This is a genomic window from Streptomyces sp. NBC_01520, from assembly GCF_045040375.1.
Lineage (GTDB): Bacteria > Actinomycetota > Actinomycetes > Streptomycetales > Streptomycetaceae > Streptomyces.
This window is the reverse complement of record NZ_CP109404.1, coordinates 5,956,235-5,982,870: the sequence shown is the minus strand read 5'-3', so window position 1 is coordinate 5,982,870 and position 26,636 is coordinate 5,956,235. Positions and strand designations below refer to the sequence as shown.

The 26,636-nt window shown below is 70.7% G+C and carries 25 protein-coding genes and 1 pseudogene; 12 read left to right on the top strand and 14 right to left on the bottom strand.

The genetic code is table 11. The features are described from left to right. Positions 1 to 47: 47 nt before the first annotated feature. From hflX to miaA, 6 genes are all read right to left on the bottom strand, one after another. On the bottom strand, positions 48 to 1,568 hold the full coding sequence (hflX, locus tag OG524_RS27270) for a GTPase HflX (RefSeq protein ID WP_405388228.1): 1,521 nt from the start codon (positions 1,566 to 1,568) through the stop codon (positions 48 to 50). 187 nt (positions 1,569 to 1,755) lie between these two features. Further along, on the bottom strand, positions 1,756 to 3,246 hold the full coding sequence (locus OG524_RS27265; RefSeq protein ID WP_405388229.1) for a M1 family metallopeptidase: 1,491 nt from the start codon (positions 3,244 to 3,246) through the stop codon (positions 1,756 to 1,758). Positions 3,247 to 3,336: 90 nt separating this feature from the next. After that, positions 3,337 to 5,478, bottom strand: a complete 2,142-nt coding sequence (locus OG524_RS27260; RefSeq protein WP_405811823.1) for a RelA/SpoT family protein — start codon at positions 5,476 to 5,478, stop codon at positions 3,337 to 3,339. Between the two features lie 139 nt (positions 5,479 to 5,617). After that, positions 5,618 to 6,508 carry a diaminopimelate epimerase gene (gene dapF, locus OG524_RS27255; protein ID WP_405811822.1) on the bottom strand — a complete coding sequence of 297 codons (891 nt, stop codon included), beginning with the start codon at positions 6,506 to 6,508 and terminating at the stop codon, positions 5,618 to 5,620. A 73-nt stretch (positions 6,509 to 6,581) separates the two neighbouring features. Further along, positions 6,582 to 7,022, bottom strand: coding sequence for a hypothetical protein (locus OG524_RS27250; RefSeq protein ID WP_405393078.1), 441 nt, complete (start codon positions 7,020 to 7,022; stop codon positions 6,582 to 6,584). Positions 7,023 to 7,130: 108 nt separating this feature from the next. Continuing rightward, the gene (gene miaA, locus OG524_RS27245) at positions 7,131 to 8,069 is read right to left on the bottom strand and encodes a tRNA (adenosine(37)-N6)-dimethylallyltransferase MiaA (protein WP_405388232.1); all 939 of its coding nucleotides are present in this window, start codon (positions 8,067 to 8,069) and stop codon (positions 7,131 to 7,133) included. A 161-nt stretch (positions 8,070 to 8,230) separates the two neighbouring features. Here miaA and OG524_RS27240 point away from each other — a divergent pair, with 161 nt between their 5' ends. Continuing rightward, positions 8,231 to 8,464, top strand: a complete 234-nt coding sequence (locus tag OG524_RS27240) for an antitoxin (RefSeq protein WP_405811821.1) — start codon at positions 8,231 to 8,233, stop codon at positions 8,462 to 8,464. Between the two features lie 93 nt (positions 8,465 to 8,557). Here the strand turns inward: OG524_RS27240 and OG524_RS27235 are convergent, their stop codons facing one another. Together OG524_RS27235 and miaB are read right to left on the bottom strand one after the other, a co-directional pair. Next, a complete protein-coding gene (locus OG524_RS27235) occupies positions 8,558 to 9,277 on the bottom strand; it encodes a class III extradiol dioxygenase subunit B-like domain-containing protein (RefSeq protein ID WP_405811820.1) in 720 nt (239 codons plus the stop codon). A 95-nt stretch (positions 9,278 to 9,372) separates the two neighbouring features. Continuing rightward, positions 9,373 to 10,893, bottom strand: a complete 1,521-nt coding sequence (gene miaB / locus OG524_RS27230; protein ID WP_405388235.1) for a tRNA (N6-isopentenyl adenosine(37)-C2)-methylthiotransferase MiaB — start codon at positions 10,891 to 10,893, stop codon at positions 9,373 to 9,375. Positions 10,894 to 11,002: 109 nt separating this feature from the next. Between miaB and OG524_RS27225 the strand changes: the two genes are divergently transcribed. Beyond that, on the top strand, positions 11,003 to 12,001 hold the full coding sequence (locus OG524_RS27225; protein ID WP_405388236.1) for a TAXI family TRAP transporter solute-binding subunit: 999 nt from the start codon (positions 11,003 to 11,005) through the stop codon (positions 11,999 to 12,001). Positions 12,002 to 12,040: 39 nt separating this feature from the next. Here the strand turns inward: OG524_RS27225 and OG524_RS27220 are convergent, their stop codons facing one another. Continuing rightward, positions 12,041 to 13,435, bottom strand: coding sequence for a sensor histidine kinase (locus OG524_RS27220; protein ID WP_405388237.1), 1,395 nt, complete (start codon positions 13,433 to 13,435; stop codon positions 12,041 to 12,043). A 14-nt stretch (positions 13,436 to 13,449) separates the two neighbouring features. Next, positions 13,450 to 14,142, bottom strand: a complete 693-nt coding sequence (locus tag OG524_RS27215) for a response regulator transcription factor (RefSeq protein WP_384501432.1) — start codon at positions 14,140 to 14,142, stop codon at positions 13,450 to 13,452. A gap of 340 nt (positions 14,143 to 14,482) precedes the next feature. Here OG524_RS27215 and OG524_RS27210 point away from each other — a divergent pair, with 340 nt between their 5' ends. From OG524_RS27210 to OG524_RS27170, 9 genes are all read left to right on the top strand, one after another. Continuing rightward, positions 14,483 to 15,268 carry an amino acid ABC transporter ATP-binding protein gene (locus OG524_RS27210; protein WP_405811819.1) on the top strand — a complete coding sequence of 262 codons (786 nt, stop codon included), beginning with the start codon at positions 14,483 to 14,485 and terminating at the stop codon, positions 15,266 to 15,268. A gap of 65 nt (positions 15,269 to 15,333) precedes the next feature. Then, on the top strand, positions 15,334 to 16,176 hold the full coding sequence (locus OG524_RS27205) for a glutamate ABC transporter substrate-binding protein (RefSeq protein WP_405388240.1): 843 nt from the start codon (positions 15,334 to 15,336) through the stop codon (positions 16,174 to 16,176). A 100-nt stretch (positions 16,177 to 16,276) separates the two neighbouring features. Then, on the top strand, positions 16,277 to 16,945 hold the full coding sequence (locus OG524_RS27200) for an amino acid ABC transporter permease (RefSeq protein WP_405388242.1): 669 nt from the start codon (positions 16,277 to 16,279) through the stop codon (positions 16,943 to 16,945). Then, positions 16,942 to 17,856, top strand: coding sequence for an amino acid ABC transporter permease (locus OG524_RS27195; protein WP_405388243.1), 915 nt, complete (start codon positions 16,942 to 16,944; stop codon positions 17,854 to 17,856). The genes OG524_RS27200 and OG524_RS27195 overlap by 4 nt, the downstream gene beginning before the upstream one ends. Positions 17,857 to 18,045: 189 nt before the next feature. Then, positions 18,046 to 19,680, top strand: a complete 1,635-nt coding sequence (locus tag OG524_RS27190) for an FAD-dependent monooxygenase (RefSeq protein WP_405388244.1) — start codon at positions 18,046 to 18,048, stop codon at positions 19,678 to 19,680. Positions 19,681 to 19,712: 32 nt separating this feature from the next. Then, positions 19,713 to 19,799, top strand: coding sequence for a putative leader peptide (locus tag OG524_RS27185; protein ID WP_311605579.1), 87 nt, complete (start codon positions 19,713 to 19,715; stop codon positions 19,797 to 19,799). 75 nt (positions 19,800 to 19,874) lie between these two features. Next, positions 19,875 to 20,420, top strand: a complete 546-nt coding sequence (locus tag OG524_RS27180; protein ID WP_405811818.1) for a cysteine dioxygenase — start codon at positions 19,875 to 19,877, stop codon at positions 20,418 to 20,420. Next, positions 20,417 to 20,845, top strand: a complete 429-nt coding sequence (locus OG524_RS27175) for a rhodanese-like domain-containing protein (RefSeq protein WP_405388246.1) — start codon at positions 20,417 to 20,419, stop codon at positions 20,843 to 20,845. Before OG524_RS27180 ends, OG524_RS27175 begins: the two co-directional genes overlap by 4 nt. 103 nt (positions 20,846 to 20,948) lie before the next feature. Then, complete coding sequence (locus tag OG524_RS27170) at positions 20,949 to 21,662, top strand: hypothetical protein (RefSeq protein WP_405388247.1); 714 nt, start codon at positions 20,949 to 20,951, stop codon at positions 21,660 to 21,662. Between the two features lie 421 nt (positions 21,663 to 22,083). Here the strand turns inward: OG524_RS27170 and recX are convergent, their stop codons facing one another. Together recX and recA are read right to left on the bottom strand one after the other, a co-directional pair. Further along, positions 22,084 to 22,776, bottom strand: a complete 693-nt coding sequence (gene recX / locus OG524_RS27165) for a recombination regulator RecX (protein ID WP_405811817.1) — start codon at positions 22,774 to 22,776, stop codon at positions 22,084 to 22,086. Positions 22,777 to 22,779: 3 nt separating this feature from the next. Further along, entirely contained in the window at positions 22,780 to 23,913 is a 1,134-nt protein-coding gene (gene recA, locus OG524_RS27160) for a recombinase RecA (protein ID WP_405388249.1), read from the bottom strand. Positions 23,914 to 24,163: 250 nt separating this feature from the next. On the opposite strand from recA, the pseudogene OG524_RS27155 reads away from it, so the two are divergent. Next, positions 24,164 to 25,088 (top strand): annotated as a pseudogene (locus tag OG524_RS27155) (SDR family oxidoreductase). 32 nt (positions 25,089 to 25,120) lie between these two features. Here OG524_RS27155 and OG524_RS27150 read toward each other — a convergent pair. Together OG524_RS27150 and OG524_RS27145 are read right to left on the bottom strand one after the other, a co-directional pair. Further along, on the bottom strand, positions 25,121 to 26,254 hold the full coding sequence (locus tag OG524_RS27150; protein ID WP_405812506.1) for an AI-2E family transporter: 1,134 nt from the start codon (positions 26,252 to 26,254) through the stop codon (positions 25,121 to 25,123). Positions 26,255 to 26,426: 172 nt separating this feature from the next. Beyond that, complete coding sequence (locus tag OG524_RS27145) at positions 26,427 to 26,621, bottom strand: DUF3046 domain-containing protein (RefSeq protein WP_384501443.1); 195 nt, start codon at positions 26,619 to 26,621, stop codon at positions 26,427 to 26,429. Positions 26,622 to 26,636: the final 15 nt, after the last annotated feature.

Below are 26,636 nucleotides of genomic sequence, written 5' to 3'. Positions count from 1 at the left end.
CCCCCTCGGCGAGGGGGCCGGGCCATCCGGCTGTGCGCGGCGGTACGTCAGGGAGCCACGGGCACGAAGGTCGCGAGCTCCGCTCCGAGCTCCTCGTGCACCAGTGCCTTGAGCAGGGTGCCCTCCGCCGTGTGCTCCTCGGAGATCACCTCGCCCTCGGCGTGCACCCGGGAGACGAGTCCGCCCTGGATGTAGGGCACGAGTGCCTCGATCTCGACGGACGGCCTCGGCAGCTCGGAGTCGATGAGCGCCAGCAGCTCGTCGATGCCCGCGCCGGTCCGCGCCGACACGGCGATCGCGTGCTTCTCGGTGCGCAGCAGCCGCTGGAGGACGAGCGGGTCCGCCGCGTCCGCCTTGTTGATCACGACGACCTCGGGGACGTCGACCGCCCCGACCTCCCGGATCACCTCACGCACGGCGGCGAGCTGTTCCTCGGGCACCGGGTGGGAGCCGTCCACCACGTGCAGGATGAGATCGGACTCGCCGACCTCCTCCATGGTGGAGCGGAACGCCTCGACGAGGTGGTGCGGAAGGTGGCGCACGAACCCGACGGTGTCGGCCAGGGTGTAGATCCGGCCGCTCGGTGTCTCGGCCCGGCGCACGGTCGGGTCCAGGGTGGCGAACAGGGAGTTCTCCACCAGGACGCCCGCACCGGTGAGCCGGTTGAGCAGCGAGGACTTGCCCGCGTTGGTGTATCCGGCGATGGCGACCGAAGGCACCTTGTTGCGCCTGCGCTCCTGCCGCTTGATCTCGCGGCCCGTCTTCATCTCCGCGATCTCCCGGCGCATCTTCGCCATCTTCTCGCGGATCCGTCGCCGGTCCGTCTCGATCTTGGTCTCACCGGGACCACGGGTCGCCATCCCGCCGCCGCCGCTGGATCCGCCGCCACCCATCTGCCGGGAGAGCGACTGACCCCAGCCGCGCAGGCGGGGCAGCATGTACTGCATCTGTGCCAGCGAGACCTGCGCCTTGCCCTCACGGGACTTGGCGTGCTGGGCGAAGATGTCGAGGATCAGGGCGGTCCGGTCGACCACCTTGACCTTGACGACGTCTTCCAGGTGGATCAGCTGGCCGGGGCTGAGCTCACCGTCGCAGACGACGGTGTCGGCGCCGGACTCGAGAACGATGTCGCGCAGCTCCAGGGCCTTGCCCGAGCCGATGTACGTGGCCGGGTCGGGCTTGTCGCGCCGCTGGAACACGGCGTCGAGCACCTGGGCGCCCGCCGTCTCGGCCAGCGCCGCCAGCTCGGCGAGCGAGATCTCCGCGTCGTGCACCGTCCCCGATGTCCAGACACCGACCAGCACCACGCGCTCCAGGCGCAGCTGTCGGTACTCGACCTCGGTGACGTCCTCGAGCTCCGTGGAGAGACCGGCCACGCGGCGCAGCGCCGCACGCTCGGAACGGTCGAGCTGTTCGCCGTCCCGCTCCCCGTCGATCTCGTGGCTCCAGGCGACGTCCTCTTCCATCAGGGCGTCGGCCCGAAGGCTCTCGGTGAGGCTCTCGGAGGTGGGTTCCGTGGCACTCTGCGCGTCCTGCGCGTCCTGGGGAAGGGAAGAAGAGGAGGTCATTGGATCCTTACGTCGATAGAAGTCCGATACGTCAGTCACAACGTGTGACCCCGCCGGATGATTCCCTGAGGTGGGATCCACCGGCCGGCCGTCGTGCCGACGCGTTGATAGTGGCATGTCCTCGCCGGGCTCGTCACGCGGGTTTACCCGGCCCGCGGCCCGCGCCGGCAGCCGCCCGCCGGGCCCGTCATTCGGGCTTCCGGGCGGTCGCCGAGCCCTGCGGGCCGGCCGCGCCCCCGGGCTCGGCGCTGCGCCAGTCCGGGTGCCCGGGCATGGGCGGCGTCTTCTCCCCGTACAGCCAGCCGTCGAAGAACGTGGTCAGGTCCCGGCCCGCGATCCTCGACGCCAGCCCGGTGAAGTCCGCGGTGGTCGCCGACTCGTCCCTGTGCCTGCGCACCCAGGTCCGCTCCAGGCGGTCGAATGCGGCTTCGCCGATCTCCTCGCGGAGCGCGTACAGGACGAGCGCGCTGCCGTCGTACACCACGGGCCGGAACAGGCTGATCTTGTGGTCCGGGGACGGGACGTCGGGGTGCGCGGGCGGTCCGCCGGCCGCGCGCCAGGCGTCGGACCGGGCGTACGCCTCGCGCATCCGCCGCTCCATGGGCTTCTTCGCGTGCTCCTCGGCGTAGCGGGCCTCGTACCAGGTGGCGTGTCCTTCGTTGAGCCACAGGTCGGACCAGGCCGCGGGCGAGACGCTGTTGCCGAACCACTGGTGGGCGAGCTCGTGGACCATGATCGAGTCGATGTACCACTCGGGGTATCCGGGCTCGGTGAACAGAGAACGCTCGAAGAGCGAGAGCGTCTGGGTCTCCAGCTCGAAGCCGGTCTCCGTGTCCGCGACCAGTAGTCCGTACGTCTCGAACGGGTAGGGCCCGACCTGTTCCTCCATCCACGCCAGCTGCCCGGGGGTCTTGCGCAGCCAGGGTTCCAGCTTCTTCCGGTCGGCCGCGGGCACCACGTCGCGCAGCGGCAGCCCGTGCGCCGCGGTCCGGTGCCGGACGGCGGAGCGGCCGATGGAGACCTGGGCCAGCTCGGTGGCCATCGGGTGTTCGGTGCGGTAGGTCCAGGTGGTCGTGGCGCCCCGCCGGTGCTTCCCTGCGGGCAGGCCGCCGGCGACGACCGTGAGTTCCTGCGGTGCGGTGACCCGGAAGGTGAAGAGGGCCTTGTCGGCGGGGTGGTCGTTGCCGGGGAAGACCCGGTGCGCGGCGTCGGCCTGGTTGGCCATGGCGAGGCCGTCGGCGGTCCGGACCCATCCGCCGTTGGCCTGGTCGCCGGAGGGGTCGCTGGTGTGCCGGACGGTGATGCGTACGGGCACGCCGGCCGGGAGGCGTGCGGGCGCCCGCACGACGAGGTCCTCCTTCTCGGTGGCGAACTCCGAGCGCAGGCCGTTGACTTCGACGGATCGGACGGTACCCCGCGCGAAGTCCAGGTTGATCCGTTCCAGGGGTTCGGTGGTGCGCGCGTCGATCCTGGTGACGGCGTCGAGCGGCTCGGTGTTGCTGCCCCCGTAGTCGAGGGAGATGTCGTACGAGAGGACGTCGTACCCGGGGTTGCCGAGCAGCGGGAACAGGCGGTCGCCGATGCCCAGCGGTTCGGGCGCGGGCAGGGTCGCGGCGACGAGGGTGGCCGAGGCGGTGGCCAGCAGGGCGGCGCGCAGTCGACGGGAGGTGAGCGGCATGGACTACCGCTACCAGCGGGAACTCCCCGTGCGGGGGTGGCGCGCGCCGCACCACCCGAACGGGTCGCCGGGAACCGGCAGGGCGGCGGGTCAGACCGTGGTGGCGGGCTGCTGGGCCCGGCTCACGTCGTACACGCCGGGTACGTCACGCATCGCCCGCATCAGTCCGGGCAGCCCCGCCGCGTCCGGGAGCTGCAGCGTGTAGGTGTGCCGGACGCGCTGTTCGCTGGGCGGTTCGACGGTGGCGGCGACGATGGCGGCGTCCGCGGTGGCGATGGCCTCGGTCAGGTCGGCGAGCAGCCGGGGGCGGCCGAAGGACTCGGCGACGAGGGTGACCCGGTAGTCGGCGGGGTCGCTCCAGTCGCCCGTGTCGTTCCAGCGGGCCCCGACGGCCGCGCGGCCGATCGTCTTCACCCGGGCCGCCGCCGGACACTCCGTCCGGTGCACGGTGACCGCCCCGCCGCGCACGGTGCACCCGATGATGTCGTCGGGCGGTACGGGCGTGCAGCAGCCGGCGAGACGGACCGGCACACCGGGCGTGTCCACGACGACGCCCGCGGCCCGGCTGTCCGCCCTGCCCCGGCCGTTCGCCGTCTCGTCCGCGGGCTGGTGCTGCGGCCTCGGCTCCACGGGCCTGCCGTGCGGCTGGGCGCCGTCGGGGTGGGCGTCGAGCCAGCCGGTGATGGCGATCCTCGCGGTCGGCGTACGGACATGGCCGAGCCACTCGGGTGAGGGCCCGGAGGAAGCGTCCTGGGCGAGCAGCGGCTGCACGGTGTCGCCGTCGTTCAGTACGGTGCTGAGCGTGGCCAGACGGCCGTTGACCCGGGCCCCGATGGAGCCGTGCGCTGCGTCGCCGTACTGCGCGTACGCGGCGTCGACGCAGCTGGCGCCCGCGGGGAGCCCGAGCGTCCCGCCGTCGGTGCGGAAGACCGTGATCTCGCGGTCCTGGGCGAGGTCGGCGCGCAGGGTGGTCCAGAACGTGTCGGGGTCGGTGGCGGACTCCTGCCAGTCCAGGAGGCGGGAGAGCCAGCCGGGCCTGGTCGGGTCGGCGCGCTCACCGTCCGCGGGCTCGGCCTGGTGCGGGGCGGTGGCGCCGTCCGCGGTGTAGGGGTTGCCGAGTGCGACGACGCCGGCCTCGGCGACCTTGTGCATCCGGTGCGTACGGATGAGGACTTCGGCGACCGCGCCCTCCGGGCCGACGACGGCGGTGTGCAGCGACTGGTAGAGGTTGAATTTCGGGGCCGCGATGAAGTCCTTGAACTCGGAGATCACCGGGGTGAAACAGGTGTGCAGTTCGCCCAGGACCGCGTAGCAGTCGGCGTCCTCGCCGACCAGCACCAGCAGCCGTCCGAAGTCGGTTCCGCGCAGTTCCCCGCGTTTGATCCTGACCCGGTGCACGGAGACGAAGTGGCGTGGCCTGATGAGCACTTCGGCCGTGACGTCGGCTTCCCGCAGGGTCGATCTGACGCTCTCCGCGATCTCCGCGAGCGGGTCCTGCCCGCCCTCCGAGGCGGCGATCAGGGACCGGGTGTGCGCGTACTCCTCGGGGTGGAGGATCGCGAAGACGAGGTCCTCCAGCTCGGTCTTGAGCGCCTGGACACCGAGGCGTTCGGCGAGCGGGATGAGCACGTCGCGGGTGACCTTGGCGATCCTGACCTGTTTCTCGGGGCGCATGACACCGAGGGTGCGCATGTTGTGCAGCCGGTCGGCGAGCTTGATCGACATGACCCGCACGTCGTTGCCCGTGGCGACGAGCATCTTGCGGAAGGTCTCGGGTTCGGCGGCCGCGCCGTAGTCGACCTTCTCCAGCTTGGTGACCCCGTCGACCAGGTAGCAGACCTCGTCGCCGAATTCCTCGCGTACCTGAGTGAGCGTCACATCGGTGTCCTCCACGGTGTCGTGGAGGAGTGAGGCCGTCAGGGTCGTGGTCTCCGCGCCGAGTTCGGCGAGGATCAGCGTCACCGCCAGCGGATGCGTGATGTACGGCTCGCCGCTCTTGCGCATCTGACCGCGGTGGGAGGACTCCGCGAGGAGATAGGCCCGGCGCAGGATGGTGAGATCGGCGTCCGGATGGTGCGCGCGGTGGGCCTCCGCGACATGCCCGATGGCATCGGGCAGCCGGTCACGGGAGACCGGCCCGAGCAGGGCCACACGACCGAGTCTGCGCAGATCGATCCTGGGACGACTGCGCTTGCGAAGGGGAACACCTGGATTGGTGGCCTCTGCGCTCATGGGGCACCTCCGGCAACGTCGACCGGCGGTGGGAGACGCGGATGCGCCTCGGGGCCGGTGCTTGATGCTACCGACCCCACCACGTGGCGCAGTCCAGCTCTCGCCCAGCGTGAAACGGATCACCCATTCGAGCGAAACCCTAGCGCGCCGAAGCGAAACCCTGGCGCGTCGGTTCGAGCAGTCCGGGATCGATCAGGCCCTCGGCGACGATCACGGCCGGCCCTGTCATGTCGACCCCGCCGTCCGGGTACTCGGTGATCACCAGCGTGCCGCCGGGGAGGTCCACCGTGTACGTGGCCGGGGAGCCGGCCTCCGCGGGGTCGACGCCGTCCCTGCGGGCGGCGGCGACGGCCACGGCACAGGCGCCCGTACCGCAGGAGCGGGTCTCGCCGGAGCCGCGCTCGTGGACACGCATGGCCACATGGCGCGGTCCGCGGTCCACGACGAACTCGATGTTGACGCCGTCCGGGTAGACGGATTCCGGGCCGAACACCGGTGCGGAGCGCAGGTCCCCGGCGTGGGCCAGGTCCTCGACGAACGCGACGGCGTGCGGATTGCCCATGTTCACGTTCCGGGCGTCCCAGCTGCGGCCGTCGACCGTGACGGTGACACCGCCGGCGGGGAGCGCGGCGCGTCCCATGGAGACCGTGATGGCGCCGTCCTTGGCGATGTGCACCCGCTTGACCCCGCCCCGGGTGGCGACGGCCAGGTCGCCCTCCTCGACGAGTCCGGCGCGCTGGAGGTGGTGGGCGAAGACGCGCACGCCGTTGCCGCACATCTCGGCGATCGAACCGTCCGCGTTGCGGTAGTCCATGAACCACTCGGCCTGTCCGGCCATGTCCGAAGCCTCGGGGTGCGCGGCGGACCGTACGACGTGCAGCAGACCGTCGCCGCCGATGCCCGCCCGGCGGTCGCACAGCCGCGCGACGAGGGAGGCCGGCAGGTCGACGGCGTTGTCCGGGTCGGGAACGATCACGAAGTCGTTCTCGGTGCCGTGGCCCTTGAGGAAGGGGATCTGCGAAGTGCTCACGGTCCAACTGTACGAGGCAGGACCGACAGCCCGCGGAACCGGTCCGCCCACCGGGACCGGCGGGCTCCCCGGCTCAGGAGCGGAGGCGGGCGACGCGCCAGACGGCGAGTGCGACCAGTCCGGCGCACACGGCGACGTACAGCACGATCACGCGCCAGTCGGGCCGTCCGCCCGATTCCTTGGCGGCCGTGCCGGGCCAGGTGTGGCCCACGCGACGCGCCGCCATCATGCCCCAGCCCGCGGCGCAGCAGCTGATGAGCAGTCCGAGCATCGCCACGACGGCACCGCCGTCACCGAACTCGAAGGCGAGCGGGAAGGCGAACATCAGGGAGCCGAGCGCGGCCAGCATGACGATCGGTGCGAGCTGCCAGATCCGCATGCGGCGGGCGGGGCGCAGCTCGACCTCGACCTCGGGGGTCACATCGAGCTCGTCGGGCCCGTCGGGGCTCAGACGTCCTGCCTCGTGCTGCGTATCCGGTGCGTCCTGGTCTGTGTCGCGAGGGCCGGCCTCCATCGCCACGCGCCCTCCCATACTCGGACTCCACTGGTCGATCGATGCTCGATGATGGCACGCTCCGGGGCACCGAAATGACGGGCGGAGCGTCCCGATGCCATCACGTGATCAGGATGTAACCGCTCGTTCGACCAACGCCAGCGCCCGGTGCGGGAGTTCCCCGCGCTGTTCCGCCGCGCCGCTCAGCCACCGGACGCGCGGGTCGCGGCGGAACCACGAGTCCTGACGGCGCGCGAAGCGTTTGGTGGCGCGTACGGTCTCGGCGCGCGCCTCGTCCTCGGTGCACTCCCCCGCGAGCGCGGCCAGGACCTGCTGGTAGCCGAGCGCCCGGGAGGCCGTACGGCCGTCGCGCAGCCCCAGTGCCTCCAGGGCACGCACCTCGTCCACCAGCCCGGCTTCCCACATCCGGTCCACCCGGGCGCGGATGCGCTCGTCGAGTTCCGGGCGTTCGACGTCGACACCGATCTGGACGGCGTCGTACACGGCTTCGTCGCCCGGGAGGTTGGCGGTGAAGGGTTTGCCCGTGATCTCGATGACTTCCAGGGCCCGGACGATGCGCCGTCCGTTGCTGGCCAGGATGGCGCGGGCGGCCTCCGGGTCCGCGGCGGCGAGCCGGAGGTGAAGGGCCCCGGAGCCCTTGTCCGTCAGTTCCTGTTCGAGCCGGGCGCGCACCGCGGGATCCGTGCCGGGGAACTCCAGGGCGTCGATCGCGCCCTTCACGTAGAGGCCCGAGCCGCCCACCAGGACGGGAGTGCGCCCCTCGGCCAGCAGCCGGTCGATCTCCGCACGGGCGAGACGCTGGTACTCGGCGACGCTGGCGGCCTCGGTGACATCCCAGATGTCCAGCAGATGGTGCGGGATCTCACCGCGCTCGGGACGTGTGAGCTTCGCCGTGCCGATGTCCATCCCGCGGTAGAGCTGCATGGAGTCGGCGTTGACCACCTCACCCCCGAGCTGCTGGGCCAGGTACACGCCCAGATCGGACTTTCCGGCGGCGGTGGGGCCGACGACGGTGATGACGCGGGGGGTGGGAGCTGATCTTCTCACTGAGACAGTGTCTCAAACTTCGGGACGCTTCCCGAACGAGCGAAGTGACGTTCCGGGGCCGCGGTCGTTGCCCCGTCGCGCGGCCGGACACGGCGAGTCACGTACATTTGCCCCCGCACGGGTAAAATGTGACCACAGTCCCTCAGCACGGAAGGTGACCCATGGGTTTCCTGGACAACCTGAAGGCCAAGCTGGCCCCGGCCAAGGACAAGGTGGGCGACTTCGCGCACCAGCACGGGGACAAGATCGACAAGGCCGCTCGTACGGTCGACCGAAAGACCAAGGGCAAGTACAGCGACAAGATCGTGTCCGGCACGCAGAAGGCCAAGGGCGCGGTCGACCGCCTGGGCCACAAGAACGAGGGCGGTGCGCCGCCCGCACCACCCGCGTCCTGACCCGGGTACCGACAGGGGCCGCGAGCGATCAGCTCCGCGGCCCCTACGCCTGTCCCCTGTCGGTGAGGGCCCTCGTGCGCACCGGCGGACGGATCACGACCATGCGGCGACGGTGTAACCCACACCGTACGGAGCGTCCTCGTACAGCAGCCGGCCGACGAGCCCGGCCCCCTGGGCGGCGCCCGCGAGCACCTGCCAGGGCGCCCGGCCCGCCGCCTTCAGTTCGTACGCGAGTGACGCGTCCAGCGTGCTCAGCGCGGTGAGGTCGGCGTCGCCCAGGGCGCGCGTCACCGCCGCGTCGAAGTCCACCGCCCGCTCGTCGAGATAGCCGGGTGCCTTGACCGTGCGGCACGCACTGCCGTCGCCCATCACGAGCAGCGCGACCCTGTCCGCCCGGGCCGCGAGTTCCTGTCCGGCCCGCGCACAGCGGTCGGCGGCCAGCGTCTCCCCCACCCCGAGCCCCTCGACCGGGGCGCCCGCCCACCGGGTGCGGGCCAGCAGCCAGGCGCCGACGGCGAGGGACGCCGGGAGCCGGCGCTCCGGTGCCGGGGACGCGGCGTCGGCCTCCCCGAGCCGTACGGTGAGGCCGACGCCGTATCCGGCGAAGGAGCCCTCCGAGCCCGCGGGGAAGACACCGGGGCCGTCCGTTCCGGCGGGCCCTGCCACGATCAGCAGATCGGGCCGGGCGGCGGCGAGCACACCCAGGGCGTCGACGCACGCGCTCCGCGCGGCGTCGAGCTCGGGTGCGGCTCCCGTGGCCACCTCGGGAACCAGCAGCGGTGGGCAGGGACAGACGGCGGCGGCGACAAGCATGCCGGTCAGCGTACTGCGACGGCTTCCGGCGAGGGTCGCGGGCGCCGGAACCGGCTACCTGCGTCCGGCCGTGACCGCACCCGGGGTCCCGGCCTTCAGCCGAGGCCGCACCCGGGGGCCGCCGCGGCGGGCAGCGGGGCGGGAGCTCCGACACCGGGCAGTCCCAGCATGACTCCGGCGGGCTTCGGGGCGGCCGCCCGGTTGCGCTTCTCCCAGGCCTCACCCGACCGGGTGAGCCGGACGCCCAGCGGCGCGCCCTCGGCGAGCAGGTGGTGCGGGGCGGCGTAGGTGATCTCCACGGTCACGACGTCCCCGGGGCGCACCTCCTGGTCGGGCTTGGTGAAGTGCACCAGGCGGTTGTCCGGGGCGCGCCCGGAGAGGCGCTGGGTGGCCCCGTCCTTGCGGCCCTCGCCCTCCGCGACCATGACCTCCAGGACGCGGCCGACCTGCTTCTTGTTCTCCTCCCAGGAGATCTCCTCCTGGAGGGCGGACAGGCGCATGTAGCGCTCCTGGACGACCTCCTTGGGGATCTGCCCGTCCATGTCCGCGGCGGGCGTCCCGGGGCGCTTGGAGTACTGGAAGGTGAAGGCGTTGGCGAAACGGGCCTCACGCACCGCGTGCAAAGTCTGTTCGAAGTCCTCCTCGGTCTCGCCCGGGAAGCCCACGATGATGTCGGTGGAGATCGCGGCGTCCGGCATCGCGGCGCGCACCTTCTCGATGATCCCCAGGAAGCGCTCCTGGCGGTACGAGCGGCGCATGGCCTTCAGGACGGTGTCCGAGCCCGACTGCATCGGCATGTGGAGCTGCGGCATGACGTTCGGCGTCTCGGCCATCGCGGCGATCACGTCGTCGGTGAAGTCACGCGGGTGGGGCGAGGTGAAGCGGACGCGCTCCAGACCCTCGACGGCGCCGCAGGCGCGCAGCAGCTTGGAGAAGGCCTCACGGTCGCCGATGTCGGAGCCGTAGGCGTTCACGTTCTGGCCGAGCAGCGTGATCTCGCTGACGCCCTCGCCGACGAGCGCCTCGATCTCGGCCAGGATGTCGCCGGTGCGGCGGTCCTTCTCCTTGCCGCGCAGCGCCGGGACGATACAGAACGTGCAGGTGTTGTTGCAGCCCACGGAGATCGACACCCAGGCCGCGTACGCGGACTCGCGCCGGGTGGGCAGCGTGGAGGGGAACGCCTCCAGGGACTCGGCGATCTCCACCTGCGCCTCCTCCTGGACGCGGGCGCGCTCCAGGAGGACCGGCAGCTTGCCGATGTTGTGCGTGCCGAAGACGACGTCCACCCAGGGTGCCCGCTCGACGATGGTGTCGCGGTCCTTCTGCGCCAGGCAGCCGCCGACGGCGATCTGCATCCCGGGGCGCCTGGTCTTCATCGGGGCGAGACGGCCGAGGTTGCCGTACAGCTTGTTGTCGGCGTTCTCCCGCACCGCACAGGTGTTGAAGACGACGACGTCGGCGTCCCCGTCGGATCCCGCCGGGGCCGGTACGTAACCGGCGTCCTCAAGAAGCCCCGACAAGCGTTCGGAGTCGTGGACGTTCATCTGGCACCCGTAAGTGCGTACCTCGTAGCTCTTCTGGACGTCCACTGCTTCGCTCCGGTTGCCGCTGGTCATGGGACAAGGGTAGGCGGTGATGGCACTTCTCCCGCCGCCGGAGCCTTCTGGGCCCCTGCCGGGGAATCGGGCCTGGCCAGGACGGGGCACGGCCTGGCAGGATCGCGCCATGCTGCACGCACTGTCCCGATTCGGCCGCCGACGCACCCTTCAGGGGGGCGCCGCCGCCGCGGTCGTTCTCGGGCTGCTGCTGTGGTGGGTGTCCCCCCTCGGGGAGCCGGAGCCCAGCGGTTCCCTCACCTTCTCCACCGGCGTACGCAGCGGGGTCTACCAGCGCTACGGGGAGCGGCTCGAGAGCGCGCTGGCCAAGGACATGCCCAAGGTGTCGATACGGCTGAAGAGCAGCGTGGGCTCCCAGCAGAACATCGAGCGGGTGGCGACGGGCGAGGCGGACTTCACCGTCGCCACAGCCGACGCGGTGGCCACCTACCTGCAGAGCGGGAAGCCCGGCGCCGAGCGGCTGCGCGGCTGCGTCCGGCTCTACGACGACTACGTCCAGCTCGTCGTGCCCCGGGACTCCGGGATCCGGACGGTCGCCGATCTGCGGGGCAAGCGGGTCGGCGTGGGGCAGCAGGGGTCGGGGGTGCTCCTCGTCGCCGACCGGCTGATGAGGGCGGCGGGCATCGATCCGGCCGAGGACATCACCCCGGTCGAGGCGGGCATCGACACGATGCCCGCGAGGCTGGCCGACGGCCGGCTGGACGCCTTCTTCTGGTCCGGCGGGCTGCCGACCGGTGCGGTGGAGGACCTCGCGGACAAGTTCGCCATCCGGCTGGTCCCGCTGGAGGACGAGCTGATCAGCGAACTCCAGGCGGTCGGCGGGTCCACCCGCCACTACCGCTCGGCGGCGATGCCGGCCGACGCGTACGACCACGCGCACCAGGGACAGCCCGTGCCGACGGTCGCGGTCGCCAATCTGCTGATCACGACGGACCGTACGGATCCGCTGATGACGGAGGCGTTCACCCGGACCGTCATCGACAGCCGGGACCGGATCGGGCGTGAGGTGCACGCGGCGCAGCTGGTCGACCTGCGGACGGCGATCTACACCGATCCGCTGCCGCTGCACGAGGGCGCCCAGCGCTACTACCGTTCCGCCAAGCCCTGACCGTCGCGCTCACGCGTGGGGGGTCGCGCGGCACCGCGCTCACACGTGGGGCGGGTTCCGCGGCACCGTGACCGTCACCCGCAGACCGTGCGGCTCGTTCCTGCCGTAGCCGATCGAGCCGCCGCCCGTGGTGAGCAGCGCGCGCGAGATGGAGAGCCCGAGACCGGATCCCTTGATGTTCTGGTGGCGGTTGCTGCGCCAGAAGCGGTCACCGATGCGCTCCAGCTCATGTTCGGTGAGCCCGGGCCCCTGGTCGGTGACGACGACCGTCGCGCCCGAGCCGTCGGATCCGGCGGTGACCCGGACCTCCTGGCCCTCCGGGGTGAACTTCAGCGCGTTGTCGATGACGGCGTCCAGCGCGCTGGAGAGGGCGATCGGGTCGGCCCAGCCGGTCATCGCGGCGGCGCCGTCCAGGGTCAGCCGTACGCCCTTCTCCTCGGCGAGCGGGCGCCACGAGGCGACCCGCTCGGCCGTGAGCGCTCCGATGTCCGTGAGCCGGAGGTCCGCCTCCGCGTGCTCGGCCAGCGCGAGGTCGAGCAGGTCGTCCAGGACCTGGGCGAGGCGCTTGCCCTCGGTGCGCACCGAGGCGATCTCCTCGTTGCCCTCGGGGAGTTCGAGGGCGAGGAGCTCGATCCGCAGGAGCAGCGCGGCCAGTGGGTTGCGCAGCTGGTGCGAGGCGTCGGCGACGAAGGCGCGCTGCTGCTCCAGCACGTCCTCGACGTTGTCGGCCATCTCGTTGAACGACCGGGCCAGCCGTCTGAGTTCCGGCGGTCCTCCGGAGGCGGCGACCCGGGACCGCATCCGGCCGCTGGCGATGTCGTGGGTGGCCGCGTCCAGGATCCGTACGGGCAGGAGCACCCATCCGGTGAGGCGGAACGCGGCGCCGACCGCCACCAGCATGGCCGCGCCCTCGCCGAGCGCGATGAGCAGCCAGCCGCGCAGCGTCCGGGAACGCATGCCGTCGGTCGGCGAGTCGGTCACCACGACGGCGACCACGTCTCCGTCCCGCACGACCGGTGAGGCGACGACGAGCCGGCCGTCCTGACCGGGCCAGACCTGGGGCGGGTCGTGGGAACGGCGGCCGAGCAGGGCTTCCTTGAACGCCTCGCGCCCTTCGCCCTCGGACGGCAGGAGCCAGGAGGCGGGAGCCTTGGCGAGGGGTCTGTCGTCGCGGTAGAAGACCCCTGCCCTGATCCCGTACACCGAGTTGTACGCCTCGAGTTCGGTCTGCAGGATCCGCTGCCGTTCGTCGCTGCCGTCGACGGGTTCGCTGACGAACTGGGCGAGCGCGGCGAAGCGTGCCGTGTCGTCGATCCGGTCGATGACGACGCGCTGCTGTTCGGCGGCGGCCACCCGCACGGCCAGCGGAAATCCGAGGGCGAGCAGGACGGCGGCCATCAGGATGATGAGCAGGGGGAGCAGACGGGTGCGCACGGGGAACGGACGTCCTAGGCGGACGGCGCGACGAGCCGGTAACCGACGCCTCGCACGGTCTCGATCAGTGCGGGGAGCCGCAGCTTGGAACGCAGCGACGCCACGTGCACCTCGAGGGTGCGGCCCGTTCCCTCCCAGCTGGTCCGCCACACCTCGCTGATGATCTGCTCCCGGCGGAAGACCACGCCGGGACGCTGCGCGAGCAGCGCGAGCAGGTCGAACTCCTTGCGGGTGAGCTGGACCTCCTGGCCGTCGACGCTGACCCGGCGGGTCGGCAGCTCGATGTCGACCGGTCCGAGCCGCAGGGCCGCCAGCGGGGTCGGTCCGGTGTCCTCGCCGGCCGTCCTGCGCCGGGCGACGGCATGGATCCGGGCGAGGAGCTCGCCGGTGTCGTACGGCTTGACGACGTAGTCGTCCGCGCCGAGGTTGAGGCCGTGGATCCGCGAGCGGACGTCCGCGCGTGCCGTCACCATGATCACGGGGATCGCGGAGCGCTTGCGGATCTTCCCGCAGACCTCGTAGCCGTCCTGGTCGGGCAGGCCGAGGTCGAGGAGCACGACCCCGAAGGGTTCCTTCTCCGCGGGCAGCAGCGCCTGCAGGGCCTCCTCGCCGCTGCGGGCGTGCACCACCTGGAACCCGTGGCGTGCGAGCACGGCGGACAGGGCCGCCGCGACATGGTTGTCGTCCTCGACGAGCAGCAGTCTCATGGCCCCCCTCTCCGTCCGACGTTTCCGGGCCCGGTGAAAACTATGCGTGATGGCCGACGGCCGTTCCGCCGGGCGAGCCCTCGCGTACGCCGGCGATTCACTTCGTCCGTACCAGGGCATCCACGCCGATGACCGGTACGCCAGTCAAGACCCTCCCCGTTACCAGCGGGTTTCCGTTACCCACCCGGTACGCCTCCGTGCGCATCGAGGCGTCCCGTTCACGCGGAGTGTCCGGTTGCGGCCGGATCGTTATGCTCAATTTCCGCTCAGATGTAATGACGCTGATCGCACTGCGTCACTAGGGTCTTCCCCTAACCGAGGAGGACGGAGCAAAAAGCCGATGAGCGGAGTTTCAGTGACCAAGGCCGCCGAGGATGCCGCACCTGCGGGAGACGACCTTGTCGTACTGAGCAACGTCAACAAGCACTTCGGCGCGCTGCATGTGCTCCAGGACATCGACCTGACCATCGCCCGTGGCGAGGTAGTCGTCGTCATCGGACCCTCAGGGTCCGGGAAGTCCACGCTGTGCCGCACGATCAACCGCTTGGAGACGATCGACTCGGGCGCGATCACGATCGACGGCAAGCCACTGCCCCAGGAGGGTAAGGAGCTGGCCAGGCTGCGTGCAGACGTCGGCATGGTCTTCCAGTCGTTCAATCTCTTCGCGCACAAGACGGTGCTCGAGAACGTGATGCTGGGCCAGCTCAAGGTCCGCAAGATGGACAAGGCTGCCGCAGAGGAGAAGGCGCGTTCACTGCTCGACCGGGTGGGCGTGGCCACACAGGCCGACAAGTACCCGTCGCAGCTCTCCGGCGGTCAGCAGCAACGCGTCGCCATCGCACGCGCGTTGGCGATGGACCCCAAGGTCATGCTGTTCGACGAGCCGACGTCGGCGCTCGACCCGGAAATGATCAACGAGGTGCTGGAGGTCATGCAGCAGCTCGCCCGGGACGGGATGACCATGGTCGTCGTCACCCACGAGATGGGCTTCGCCAGGTCGGCGGCCAACCGGGTCGTCTTCATGGCCGACGGGAAGATCGTCGAAGAGGCGGTGCCCGACCAGTTCTTCAGCAACCCGCGCAGTGACCGGGCCAAGGACTTCCTGTCGAAGATCCTTCACCACTGATCCCGCACGGCTGCTCTCCGGACCAGCTGATCACCAACATCGCGTCAACCACAGGGAATTCCACCATGCAGCTTCGTAAGGTCACCGCCGCCTCGGCCGCCGTGCTCGCGCTCGCCCTCACCGCCACCGCCTGCGGCTCCGAAGACAAGGACGACGCCGCGGGCTCCGGCGGCGGCGAGAAGATCACCATCGGCATCAAGATCGACCAGCCCGGTCTGGGCCTGAAGACGCCCGACGGCAAGTTCGCCGGCTTCGACGTCGATGTCGCCACGTACATCGCCAAGGAGCTCGGCTTCGACGCCAAGAACATCAGCTTCGTCGAGACGAAGAGCGCCGACCGCGAGACCGCCATCGAGCGCGGCGACGTGAAGTTCATCGCGGCGACGTACTCCATCAACGACGAGCGTCTGCAGAAGGTCGACTTCGCGGGCCCGTACCTCCTCGCGCACCAGGACGTCCTCGTCCGGGCCGACGACGACTCCATCAAGTCGCCCGAGGACCTCAACGACAAGAAGCTCTGTTCCGTCACCGGTTCGACCTCCGCGAAGAACGTCAAGGAGAAGCTGGCGCCCAAGGCCCAGCTGCAGAACTACGGCGGCTACTCCGAGTGCCTCACCGGCCTGGAGAACAAGGCCATCGACGCGCTGACCACGGACGACTCCATCCTCGCCGGATACGCCGCGCAGGAGGCCCACAAGGGCAAGTTCAAGCTGGCCGGCTTCAAGATGACCAACGAGAACTACGGCATCGGCCTGAAGAAGGGCGACGCCGACCTCAAGAAGAAGATCGACGCCGCGCTCACCAAGATGGTCTCGGACGGTGCGTGGGACAAGGCGGTCGAGGCCAACTTCGGTCCCGCCAGCTACAAGAACGAGCCCGCGCCGGCCATCGGCAACGTCGTCAAGTAGGGCTCCCGTCACAGGGCGGTCCGAAACCGGGCCGACATGAGGTGCGCCGCCGTCGAGGCGGCGCACCGAACCCTCCCCACACCTGGAAGCACGGGAGATCGTGTTCGACTTTCTTGAAGGTTACGACCTACTGGGGGCCTTCTGGGTGACGGTGAAACTCACCGTCTACTCCGCCCTCGGTTCCCTCATATGGGGAACGCTGCTGGCCGGTATGCGGGTCGGCCCGGTCCCCCTGATGCGCGGCTTCGGCACCGCTTATGTGAACGTTGTCCGCAACATCCCGCTGACCGTCATCATCGTCTTCGCGTCGCTGGGCCTCTTCCAGACCTTGCAGGTCACCCTCGGCGGCGGCGACAACTTCGAGACCATCAACTTCCGGCTCGCGGTACTCGCGCTCGCCCTCTACACGGCCGCCTTCGTCTGCGAGGCGCTGCGCTCGGGCATCAACACGGTGCCGGCGGGCCAGGCCGAGGCGGCACGGGCACTCGGGCTGAGCTTCACCCAGGTGCTGCGGCTGATCATCCTCCCGCAGGCCTTCCGCTCGGTCGTGAACCCGCTGGCCAACGTGCTGATCGCGCTGACCAAGAACACCACCGTCGCCGCGGCGATCGGTGTCGTCGAGGCGGCGTACCTGATGAAGGACATGATCGAAGCAGAGGCACAACTGATTCTGATCTCCGCCGTCTTCGCGTTCGGATTCATCTGCCTCACCCTCCCGACCGGGCTCCTCCTCGGCTGGGTGAGCAAGAAGGTGGCGGTGAAGCGATGACGACGTCCGTACTGTTCGACGCACAGGGGCCCCGCGCCAAGCGGCGCAACGTCCTGTACACGGCCGTCTTCGTTGTGGCTCTTGTCGCGGCGGTCTGGTGGGTCTACGGCGCCCTCAACGAGAAGCACCAGCTCGACTGGGTCAAGTGGGAGCCGTTCTTCACGAGTTCCCAGCCGTGGGAGACCTACATCTGGCCGGGTCTCCAGAACACGCTCAAGGCCGCGTTCTTCGCCCTGTTGATCGCGCTGCCGCTCGGAGCGCTGTTCGGTATCGGCCGGCTCTCGGACCACCGTTGGATGCGGATGCCGTCCGGCATCGTCGTGGAGTTCTTCCGCGCCATCCCCGTGCTCATCCTGATGATCACGGCGAACGCCGCGTTCTCGGAGTTCACCGACATCGCCAGCGACGTGCGCCCGCTGTACGCCGTCGTCACGGGTCTCGTGCTGTACAACGCCTCGGTCCTCGCCGAGATCGTCCGGGCCGGGATCCTGTCCCTCCCGCACGGGCAGACCGACGCCGCGAAGGCGATCGGCATGCGCAAGGGCCAGACCATGCGGTACGTACTGCTGCCGCAGTCGGTCACCGCCATGCTGCCCGCGATCGTCAGCCAGATCGTGGTCATCGTCAAGGACACCGCTCTCGGCGGTGCGGTGCTCACCTTCCCCGAGCTGCTCGCGTCGGTCCGTCCGATGAGCGCGAACTACGGGGCGAACACCATCGCGTGCTTCACCATCATCGCGCTGATCTTCATCGCGGTGAACTTCGCTCTCACCTCGTTCGCCAGCTGGCTCGAAGCCAGGCTGCGGCGAGGGAAGAAGAGCACGGGCGCCACGGTCGGTACAGGACCTGGCGGGGGCGTCGAGCCCATCGGCAAGGCGTCGCTCGTGATCGAGGACGGGCGCGCGGTCTGACGACCCGTCGACAGTTGAACCCACGGGGGGCGCCGGCGCAGTTGCCGCGCCCCCCGCCACGTTCCGGCGTCACTTGACGCAAGCACCGGCAGTAGGTTGCATACGTTCTGTGATCGCGCCCCGAACCTCCGCCGCCGCCACCCCCTCCTCCCTCCCTGTTCCGACTGCCGGCGTTGGAGGTTTCGCACCGTGGACCCGGTGATCGTCGTCGGCGCCGGCCCGGTCGGGCTGGCGCTGTCGCTCGCCCTCGCGGCTCAGGGCGTCCCCACCGTCGTCCTCGACGAAGGGCCAGGCAGGGAAGAACCGCGCCCCGCCCGCACCGTCGTACTGCGCGAGGACACCGCGGACCTGGTCGAACGCCTCGGCTGTTCGGCGCTCCACGACGAGGGGCTGCGCTGGACCGGCTGGCGGTCCGTGCGGCGCAAGCAACTGGTGCGCGCCGTCCCCCTCGGCGAGGAGGAGGGCGCGGTTCCGCTGCCCGCGCCCGTCCACCTGCCGCAGCACGCCCTCACCCAGGGGCTGCGGGCCGCAGTCGCCGCGCAGGGCCTGGTACGCATGGTGCCGTTCAGCCGGATCGACACGCTGGAGCAGGACCCGGACGGTGTCACCGTGCACACCAGGGAACCCGGTTCGACCTGGTGGCGCGGGAGCTATCTGGTCGGCTGCGACGGCGCCAGGTCCACCGTGCGCAAGCTTCTGGACATCAGGTTCCCCGGTCGGACGGCGGTGGAGCGGCACGCCGTCGCCGCCCTCCGAGCCGAACTCCCGTGGCCCGGCGAGGCCGTGCTGCACCGGGCACCGCCCTGGCGTACCGGAGGTGCCGAAGTCACGGCCCGGCCGCTCCCGGACGGTGTGTGGCGGCTGGACTGGCTCCTTCCGCCGCGCGGCGAGCTCGTCACCCCCGACGCCCTGATCACCCGGATCCGCGACACGCTGGCGGGCTGGTGCGGGGAGACCCCGGCCTACGAACTGCTGGACACCGGCGTCTACACGCTGCACCACCGGCTGGCCCGGCGGTGGCGGTCGAAGCGGGCCTTCCTGGCCGGGGACGCCGCCCACCTGCTGGGGGCGCTCGGCACCCAGGGACTGGACGAGGGACTGCGGGACGCCGAGAACCTTGCCTGGAAGCTCGCCCAGGCCTGGCACCAGGACGCCTCCGAGGTGCTGCTCGACAGCTACCAGGCGGAGCGCAGGGCCGCGGTCGCCTCCCGGCTGCGCGCCGCCGACCAGTCGCTGCCGATACTGCGGGGCGGCGCGGGTCTGCGGACGCTGGTACCGGGCAGCGCGCGCGGGCACGACACCTTGCTGGCCGATGGTCACCTGGGGTGCGGCCCCCTTGGTGCGCCCCCCTCGTACACGTACTCCCCCCTTTCGCCCCCACACGCCGGCGCACACACCGCGGTGGGTACGCCCCCCGGTGCGCCGGTCACCGATGTGCGGGTGACGGCACCGGACGGGAAGACGGTGCGGCTGCGCGAACGCCTGGGGCTGGGGCATCTGCTGGTGATCCTGGTCGCGCCGGGCACCGGGGTGTGGGACCGGCGGCACTGGCTGACCGCGGGGGTCATGCCCCGGCTGGTGGAGGCCGTGGACGCCCTGCCCGTGAAGGCCGAGCTCCTGGTGACCGAGAGCTATCCGGGGGCGACGGCGCACACCGTGCTGCTGGTCAGGCCGGACGGACACCTCGTGGCGGCCTTCAGCGGGGTCCGCGCGGCGGAGCTCTTCGCTGCGGCGGACGCGGCGCGCGGGGGTCCTGTCACCACGGCGCACTCGGACGAGGAACGCACTCCCACGGGCTCCGACCGGACCGCGGACGTCAATTGACCGTCGCAGGCGCACATGGTGTACTCCAGATCATGACCGACACCGATGTGCGCCTGTGGCGGAGGGTCCATATGGACCTCGTCCGCTATGCGGGCTGCGTGTGTCGCCCGTCCTGCTGACTCGCCGCCTCTGCCGCGCCGTGCTGTTTCCCCCCGCACGACCGTGCTCCCACGCGAACTCCCAGGACGGTCTCCGTGTCTGCACCCATCCCTTCCCTGCCCACGCCCGCGCCCGTTGCCGACGTCTCCGGCCCGACCGCCGCGGAACTCCTCGACTTCGTCCGCCGCACCGCTGACGATCCCGCACTCGTCGCCGCGCTCCCGCTCGATCCCGAGGGCCGCACCTGGCTCCGGCTCGACGGCCCCGGCGGCAGTGAGGCCTGGCTGATCGGCTGGCCGCCCGGCACGGGTACCGGCTGGCACGACCACGCCGAGTCGATCGGCGCGTTCACCGTCGCCGCAGGCGCTCTCAGGGAGCACTCGCTGGCCGCCCGCCTGCCCACCGACGGCTGGAAGACCCTCGAACTGAACAAGGGCATCGACCGGACCCGGGAGCTGACCACGGGGCGGGGCAGGGCCTTCGGACAGCACCATGTGCACGAGGTGCTGAACGAGTCCGGGGACGAGCACGCCGTGTCCGTGCACGCCTACTACCCGCCCCTTCCGCAGATCCGCCGGTACAGCCGCGCGGGTGCGGTGCTCCGCCTGGAGCAGACCGAGCGCCCGGAGGACTGGCAGTGAGCGGCACACAGCAGGACCGTGCGGAGCGGGTCGGGATCGACGAACTGCTGGAGCGGACCCGGGCCGGCTACGAACGGATCGGCCCGGCGGAGGCCGCTGCCGCGTCGGCCGAGGGGGCGCTGCTGGTGGACATCCGATACGCGGCCCTGCGCGAGAAGGACGGCCTCATCCCCGGGGCGCTGGTCATCGAGCGCAACGAGCTGGAGTGGCGGCTCGACCCGCTGGGCAGCCACCGCGCTCCGGAGGCGGTGAGCCATGATCTGCCGGTCGTGGTGATCTGCAACGAGGGGTACGCGTCGAGCCTCGCGGTCGCGTCCCTGCGACAGCTGGGACTGCGCAGGGCCACGGACCTGGTCGGCGGCTTCCAGGCCTGGCGCGCTGCGGGGCTCCCGGTCGCTCTCCCGACTCCGGGCAGGGCCGAATGACCCTCTGACACACCCGAACGCTGCTCCCCGGTGGAGCGATCCCCTCGCGCGACGGACATTCGCCTCATCACTGAGGATCGGAATGTACGGAGATGTCGCGCTGATGGAAACCGACGTTCGTCTCAGCCAGGACCGGTGCAACCCTGATCGGTACAGCTCCGATCGGTACAGCTCTGATCAGCTCGACCCTGATCAGCTCGATGCCCAGGCCTCCCGGCTCCATGACACGGATGTGTGGCAGCGGATCGTCACGGGCTGGGAGCGCACCACGCCCGAGCCGGTCCTGCCGGTACCCGCCACGGGTGGGGCGGTGCCCCAGCCCCAGCCCCTGCCCCTGGCTCCGTCCGACTGGCGGGCCCTGCTGTCCGTGCCCGTGGACCGCCTGATCGACGAATCGCTGCGGGCGCTGCCTGCCCGGCCTCCGGGGGAACGACGGCTTCCCGGGAGACTGGGCGCGGTACTGCCCGAGCGCCTCCACACCTGGCGCCGCATCGGGCAGCCCGATGTGCGCCCCTCCGTCCACCTCGGCTACGCACGGCAGGTACTGACCGAGTGGGGCTGGCAGAACACCCCGTACCGGCTGCGCAACGCCCGCGGCGCGCGGTGCCTGTGCGGGGCCATGCTGACCGCGCACAGGCTCGGCTACGGCTCCCTCGACACCGTGGACCGGGCAGGCGCCTGGCTGATCACCGAACTGCGCTCACAGGGCTGGAACGGTCTGATCGGCCCCTGGAACCGGCACCCCGGCCGCACCGCCTCGGACGCCCTGTCTCTGCTCGACGCGACGATCCGCCGGGCGTCCCTGGCCGGGCACTGAAGAGCCCGGCCCCTGCCCGCTCCTCGACGAACGAGTCACCCCCGGGCCGGACACCGACCCTCGACGATCGACTCGTCCCCTCGGCCGAGTGGTGCGCGTCGTGAACGAACAGCTCGTCCACGCCCGGGAGCCTGCCTGCTCCGACGAACGACTCGCCCCTGGCAAGGACTTGCGCGCACTCCCCGCCCCGGACGGCGGCCGGCCCGGAAAGAACGTTCGCCCCGGGCCAGGGCCGCCGTCCCGGGACCGGACTCCGGGCGGACCGGCAGCGGTGGCCCCCTCCGCCACCGCTGCACCGCCCCGTCGCACCGCCCCCGTGCGGCGCCTTCCCTGTTCCCCCTCGCCCCGTCGCACGTGGTCCCGCCCCCGCGGTCCCCCCGGTCCCCCGTGATCCCCGTCGTCCCCCGTGGCCCGCCCCCATTCAGAACGGCTCGTCCAGCCCTTCCGTGTCCTCGCCCTCCGCTTCGAGTGCCTGGCGCACCACGCGCAAGGCCATGCCCTCCCCGTACCCCTTGCGCGCGAGCATGCCCGCCAGTCGGCGCAGGCGCTTGTCGCGGTCCAGTCCGCGCGTGGAGCGGAGTTTGCGCGCCACCAGTTCCCTGGCCGTCTCCTCCTCCTGCTCCGGATCGAGCTGCCCCACCGCCTCGTCGATGACGGCGGAGTCCACCCCCTTGGTGCGCAGCTCGCGTGCGAGAGCACGACGGGCCAGCCCTCTGCCGTGGTGCCGGGACTCGACCCAGGCGTCCGCGAACGCCGCGTCGTCGATCAGCCCGACGTCCACGAAGCGCGACAGCACTTCCTCCGCCGCCTCGTCGGGGATCTCCCGCTTGCGCAAGGCGTCGGCGAGTTGCTTACGGGTCCGCGGGGTTCCGGTGAGCAGCCTCAGACAGATGTCGCGCGCCTGCTCGACCGGGTCTCGCGGTTCCCCCTTCTCGGCCCTCGACGAGGAGGGGGAACCGCTGCTTCTGGAGCGGGAGCGGGAACGCCGGCCCGCCCCCTCGCCGAACCCGGCCCCCCGGCCGGGTCCCGGAGAGCCTTCGGTGGACTCTGCGGCGAATTCAGGGCCGGGACCCGCTCCCATGCCGGTGCCCGACCACTCCGTGCGACGCGTCACGGCCTAGCTCTTGGCCGCCGCGGTCTTGGCGGGCTTGGCCTTGGCCGCGGGAGCGGGCACCGACTTCGCGGCCCCGTCGGCCGCCGCCGCCGTGGCATCGGCGGTGGTGACGGCGGGCGCCTCCGTCGCCGGGTCCGCCGGACGGACACCGATGCCGAGCTTCTCCAGGATCTTCTTCTCGATCTCATTGGCGAGATCGGGGTTGTCCTTGAGGAAGTTGCGGGCGTTCTCCTTGCCCTGGCCGAGCTGGTCGCCCTCGTAGGTGTACCAGGCGCCGGCCTTGCGGACGAAGCCGTGGTCCACACCCATGTCGATCAGGCCGCCCTCGCGGCTGATGCCCTGGCCGTAGAGGATGTCGAACTCCGCCTGCTTGAACGGCGGCGCGACCTTGTTCTTGACGACCTTGACGCGGGTACGGTTTCCGACGGCGTCGGTCCCGTCCTTCAGCGTCTCGATACGCCGGATGTCCAGACGCACCGAGGCGTAGAACTTCAGCGCCCGGCCACCGGTGGTGGTCTCCGGCGAACCGAACATCACACCGATCTTCTCGCGCAGCTGGTTGATGAAGATCGCGGTGGTCTTGGACTGGTTGAGCGCGCTGGTGATCTTACGGAGCGCCTGGCTCATCAGACGGGCCTGCAGACCCACGTGCGAGTCACCCATCTCGCCCTCGATCTCCGCACGGGGCACGAGCGCCGCGACGGAGTCGATGACGATCAGGTCCAGCGCACCGGAGCGGACCAGCATGTCCACAATTTCCAGCGCCTGTTCACCGTTGTCCGGCTGCGACAGGATGAGGTTGTCGATGTCGACGCCGAGCTTCTTCGCGTACTCGGGGTCGAGGGCGTGCTCCGCGTCGATGAACGCCACCGATCCGCCGAGCTTCTGCGCGTTCGCCACAGCGTGCAGCGTCAGCGTCGTCTTACCGGAGGACTCCGGCCCGTACACCTCCACCACACGGCCGCGCGGCAGACCGCCGACGCCGAGCGCCACGTCCAGCGCGGTCGATCCGGTGGGGATCACCTCGATCGGCTCGTTCGGCCGCTCACCGAGGCGCATCACCGCGCCCTTGCCGAATTGCCGTTCAATCTGTGCGAGTGCGGCGTCCAACGCCTTCTCGCGGTCGGTTCCTGCCATGGGTTCCACCCGATTTACTTGAGTCGATCGCTTCACGTCACAGACGCTAACCCCTGCCACTGACAATGGGCATCGACGTCCTCCCGGCCTGTGGACAACTCCGCGGCCGGGCCCGGGAAAACCCGGCCGGAATTCCATGAGAATGGATGTTCGATTTCGATGTCAAGCGCACCATGCCGGGCCGATGCGGCCGAGAGTACCGCCCTATAACAGTTGCCGATCACCACGTCAATGGCGAGTGACAAACATCATGCATATTTCTGTCGCCAGGGTGACGACACCGCCGACGACACCTCCGAGTGGTCCGAGTGGTGCGCACGATCCGCGCGGCCTGTCGGGCAAGGCCGCCCTCGTCGCCGGGGGCACACGCGGCGCCGGTCGGGGCAACGCCGCACAGCTGGGAACGGCCGGTGCCACCGTGTACGCCACGGGGCGCACGAGCGGCTCTGAGCGGTCGGAGCCGCCGGAGACGGACCGGCCGGAGACCATCGAGGAGACCGCCGCGCTCGTCCACGAGGCGAGCGGCCACGGCATCCCGTCCAGGTGGACCACCTCATACCTTCGCAGGTCAGCGCACTGATGGCGCGCATCCGCACCAAGCAGGGCGCTCTGCACGTCCTCGTGAACGACATCTGGGGCGCGGAGATCGAGTGGGGGAGACGGTCCGGGAATCCTCCCTGGACACCGGACCGCACACGCTGCGCCTGGCCGTCGACACCCGAGCGATCACCAGCCACTTCGCGCTGCCCCTCTTCATCGCGACACCGGGCAGCCTCTGGTCGTCGAGGTGACCGACGGCACGGACGAGTACAACGCCACCCGTTACCGGGTGTCGTTCTTCCACGACCTGGTGAAGGCCGCGGTGAACCGGATGGCGTTCGCGCCAGGGCACGAGCTGGGGCCGCACGGGGGCGACCGCCATGCCGCTCACTCCCGGCTGGCTTCGGTCCGAGGCCATGCTCCAGGCCCACGGGGTCACCGAGGCGAACTGGTGTGACGCCGTCGCCCACTCGCCCCACTTCGCCATCTCCGAGTCACCCGCGTTCGTCGGGCGGGCCGTGACCGCACTGGCGCGGGACCCGGGGGTGGCGTGCTGGAACGGGCAGTCGCTGTCGAGCGGGCAGTTGGCGCGGGCCTACGGCTTCACCGGTCTCGACGGCCGTCGGCCCCGCTGACCACGACCCGACACCGTCCGGCCGCCCCCGCCTCACCCTTCCCGGTCGCGTTCCCGGCGGCTCCTGATCGCCCGGCGGATCCGCGTCAGCACCGGCTCGCCGCGGCTCCACCGGTGGCTGCTGTGCATCCTCGGGTCGTCCGTGACGGCGTAGCGCTTCACGTACGCGCCCAGGAACGCCTGGAGGGTCGCGATGGCCGGGATCGCGATCAGCGCTCCGACCGCTCCCATCAGCGCGGTGCCCGCGACCACCGATCCGAAGGCGACGGCAGGGTGGATGTCGACCGTCCTGGAGGTGAGCTTCGGCTGCAGCACGTAGTTCTCGAACTGCTGGTAGACCACGACGAATCCGAGCACCCACAGCGCGTACCAGGGGTCGACGGTGAAGGCGATCAGCATGGGGAGCGCACCGGCCAGGTACGTGCCGATCGTGGGGATGAACTGGGAGACCAGGCCGACCCAGACCGCGAGCGCCGGAGCGTAGGGCACCCCGAGGGTCACCAGCAGGACGTAGTGCGCCGCGCCGGAGATCAGTGCCATCAGTCCGCGCGAGTAGAGGTAGCCGCCGGTCTTGTCGACCGCGATCTCCCAGGCGCGCAGAACCTCGGCCTGCCGGGCGGGCGGCAGCACGGAGCACAGCGCACGCCTCAGCCGGGGGCCGTCGGCCGCGAAGTAGAACGAGAACAGGAAGATCGTCAGCAGCCGGAACAGCCCGCCGAGCACGGTGGTGGAGATGTCGAGCACTCCGGTCGCACTGTTCTGGACGTATCTCTGGAGCCAGTCGGAGTGCAGCAGGCTGTCCTGCACCTCGACCCGGGAGAGGTCGGTGCGGAAGGTCTCGTTGACCCAGTTGATCACCGAGTCGAGGTACTGGGGGAAGTCCTCGACCATGTCGACGATCTGGCCCGCCAGCATCGACCCCAGCAGGACGACGAAGCCGGCCCCGGCGATCAGCACACCGAGGAAGACCACGAAGGTGGCGAGCCCGCGACGCATCCCGCGCCCGGCCATGCGGCTGACCGCCGGTTCGATCGCGAGGGCCAGGAAGAAGGCGATGAGGATGTTGGTCAGCAGTCCGATGAGCTGGTCGAACGCCCAGCTGCCGAGCTGGAAGCATCCGTAGAGCGCCAGTGCCATGACCATCGCGCGCGGCAGCCATCCGGGCATGCGGACGGGGCCGGTGCCGGGCGGCGGGTCGGTTGGATCGGCCGGCGGGACGGGCGGCTGTTCGGACGGCTGGGTCTGGGCGGTCTCGTCTGTCGGTGCCACGGGACAAGTCTCGCTCACCGCTGCGACAGCCGGGACCGGGTCGCCGTGCCCGTCGGCGGGGCCGTGACGTTCAGCGCTTGTCGGCCGGAATGCCGACCGCCGAACAGACCCCGCGCCAGACGTCCTTGGTCTCCCAGCCGGCGGCCAGTGCCTCGTGCACCGTACGGCCCCCGAGCTCGGTCATCACATGATCGCGCGCGAAGGAATCGGCGTACCCCTCACCGAAGTGGTCCGCCATCCGTTCCCAGAAAATCGTCAACCGCATGCCTTCAGTATCCCG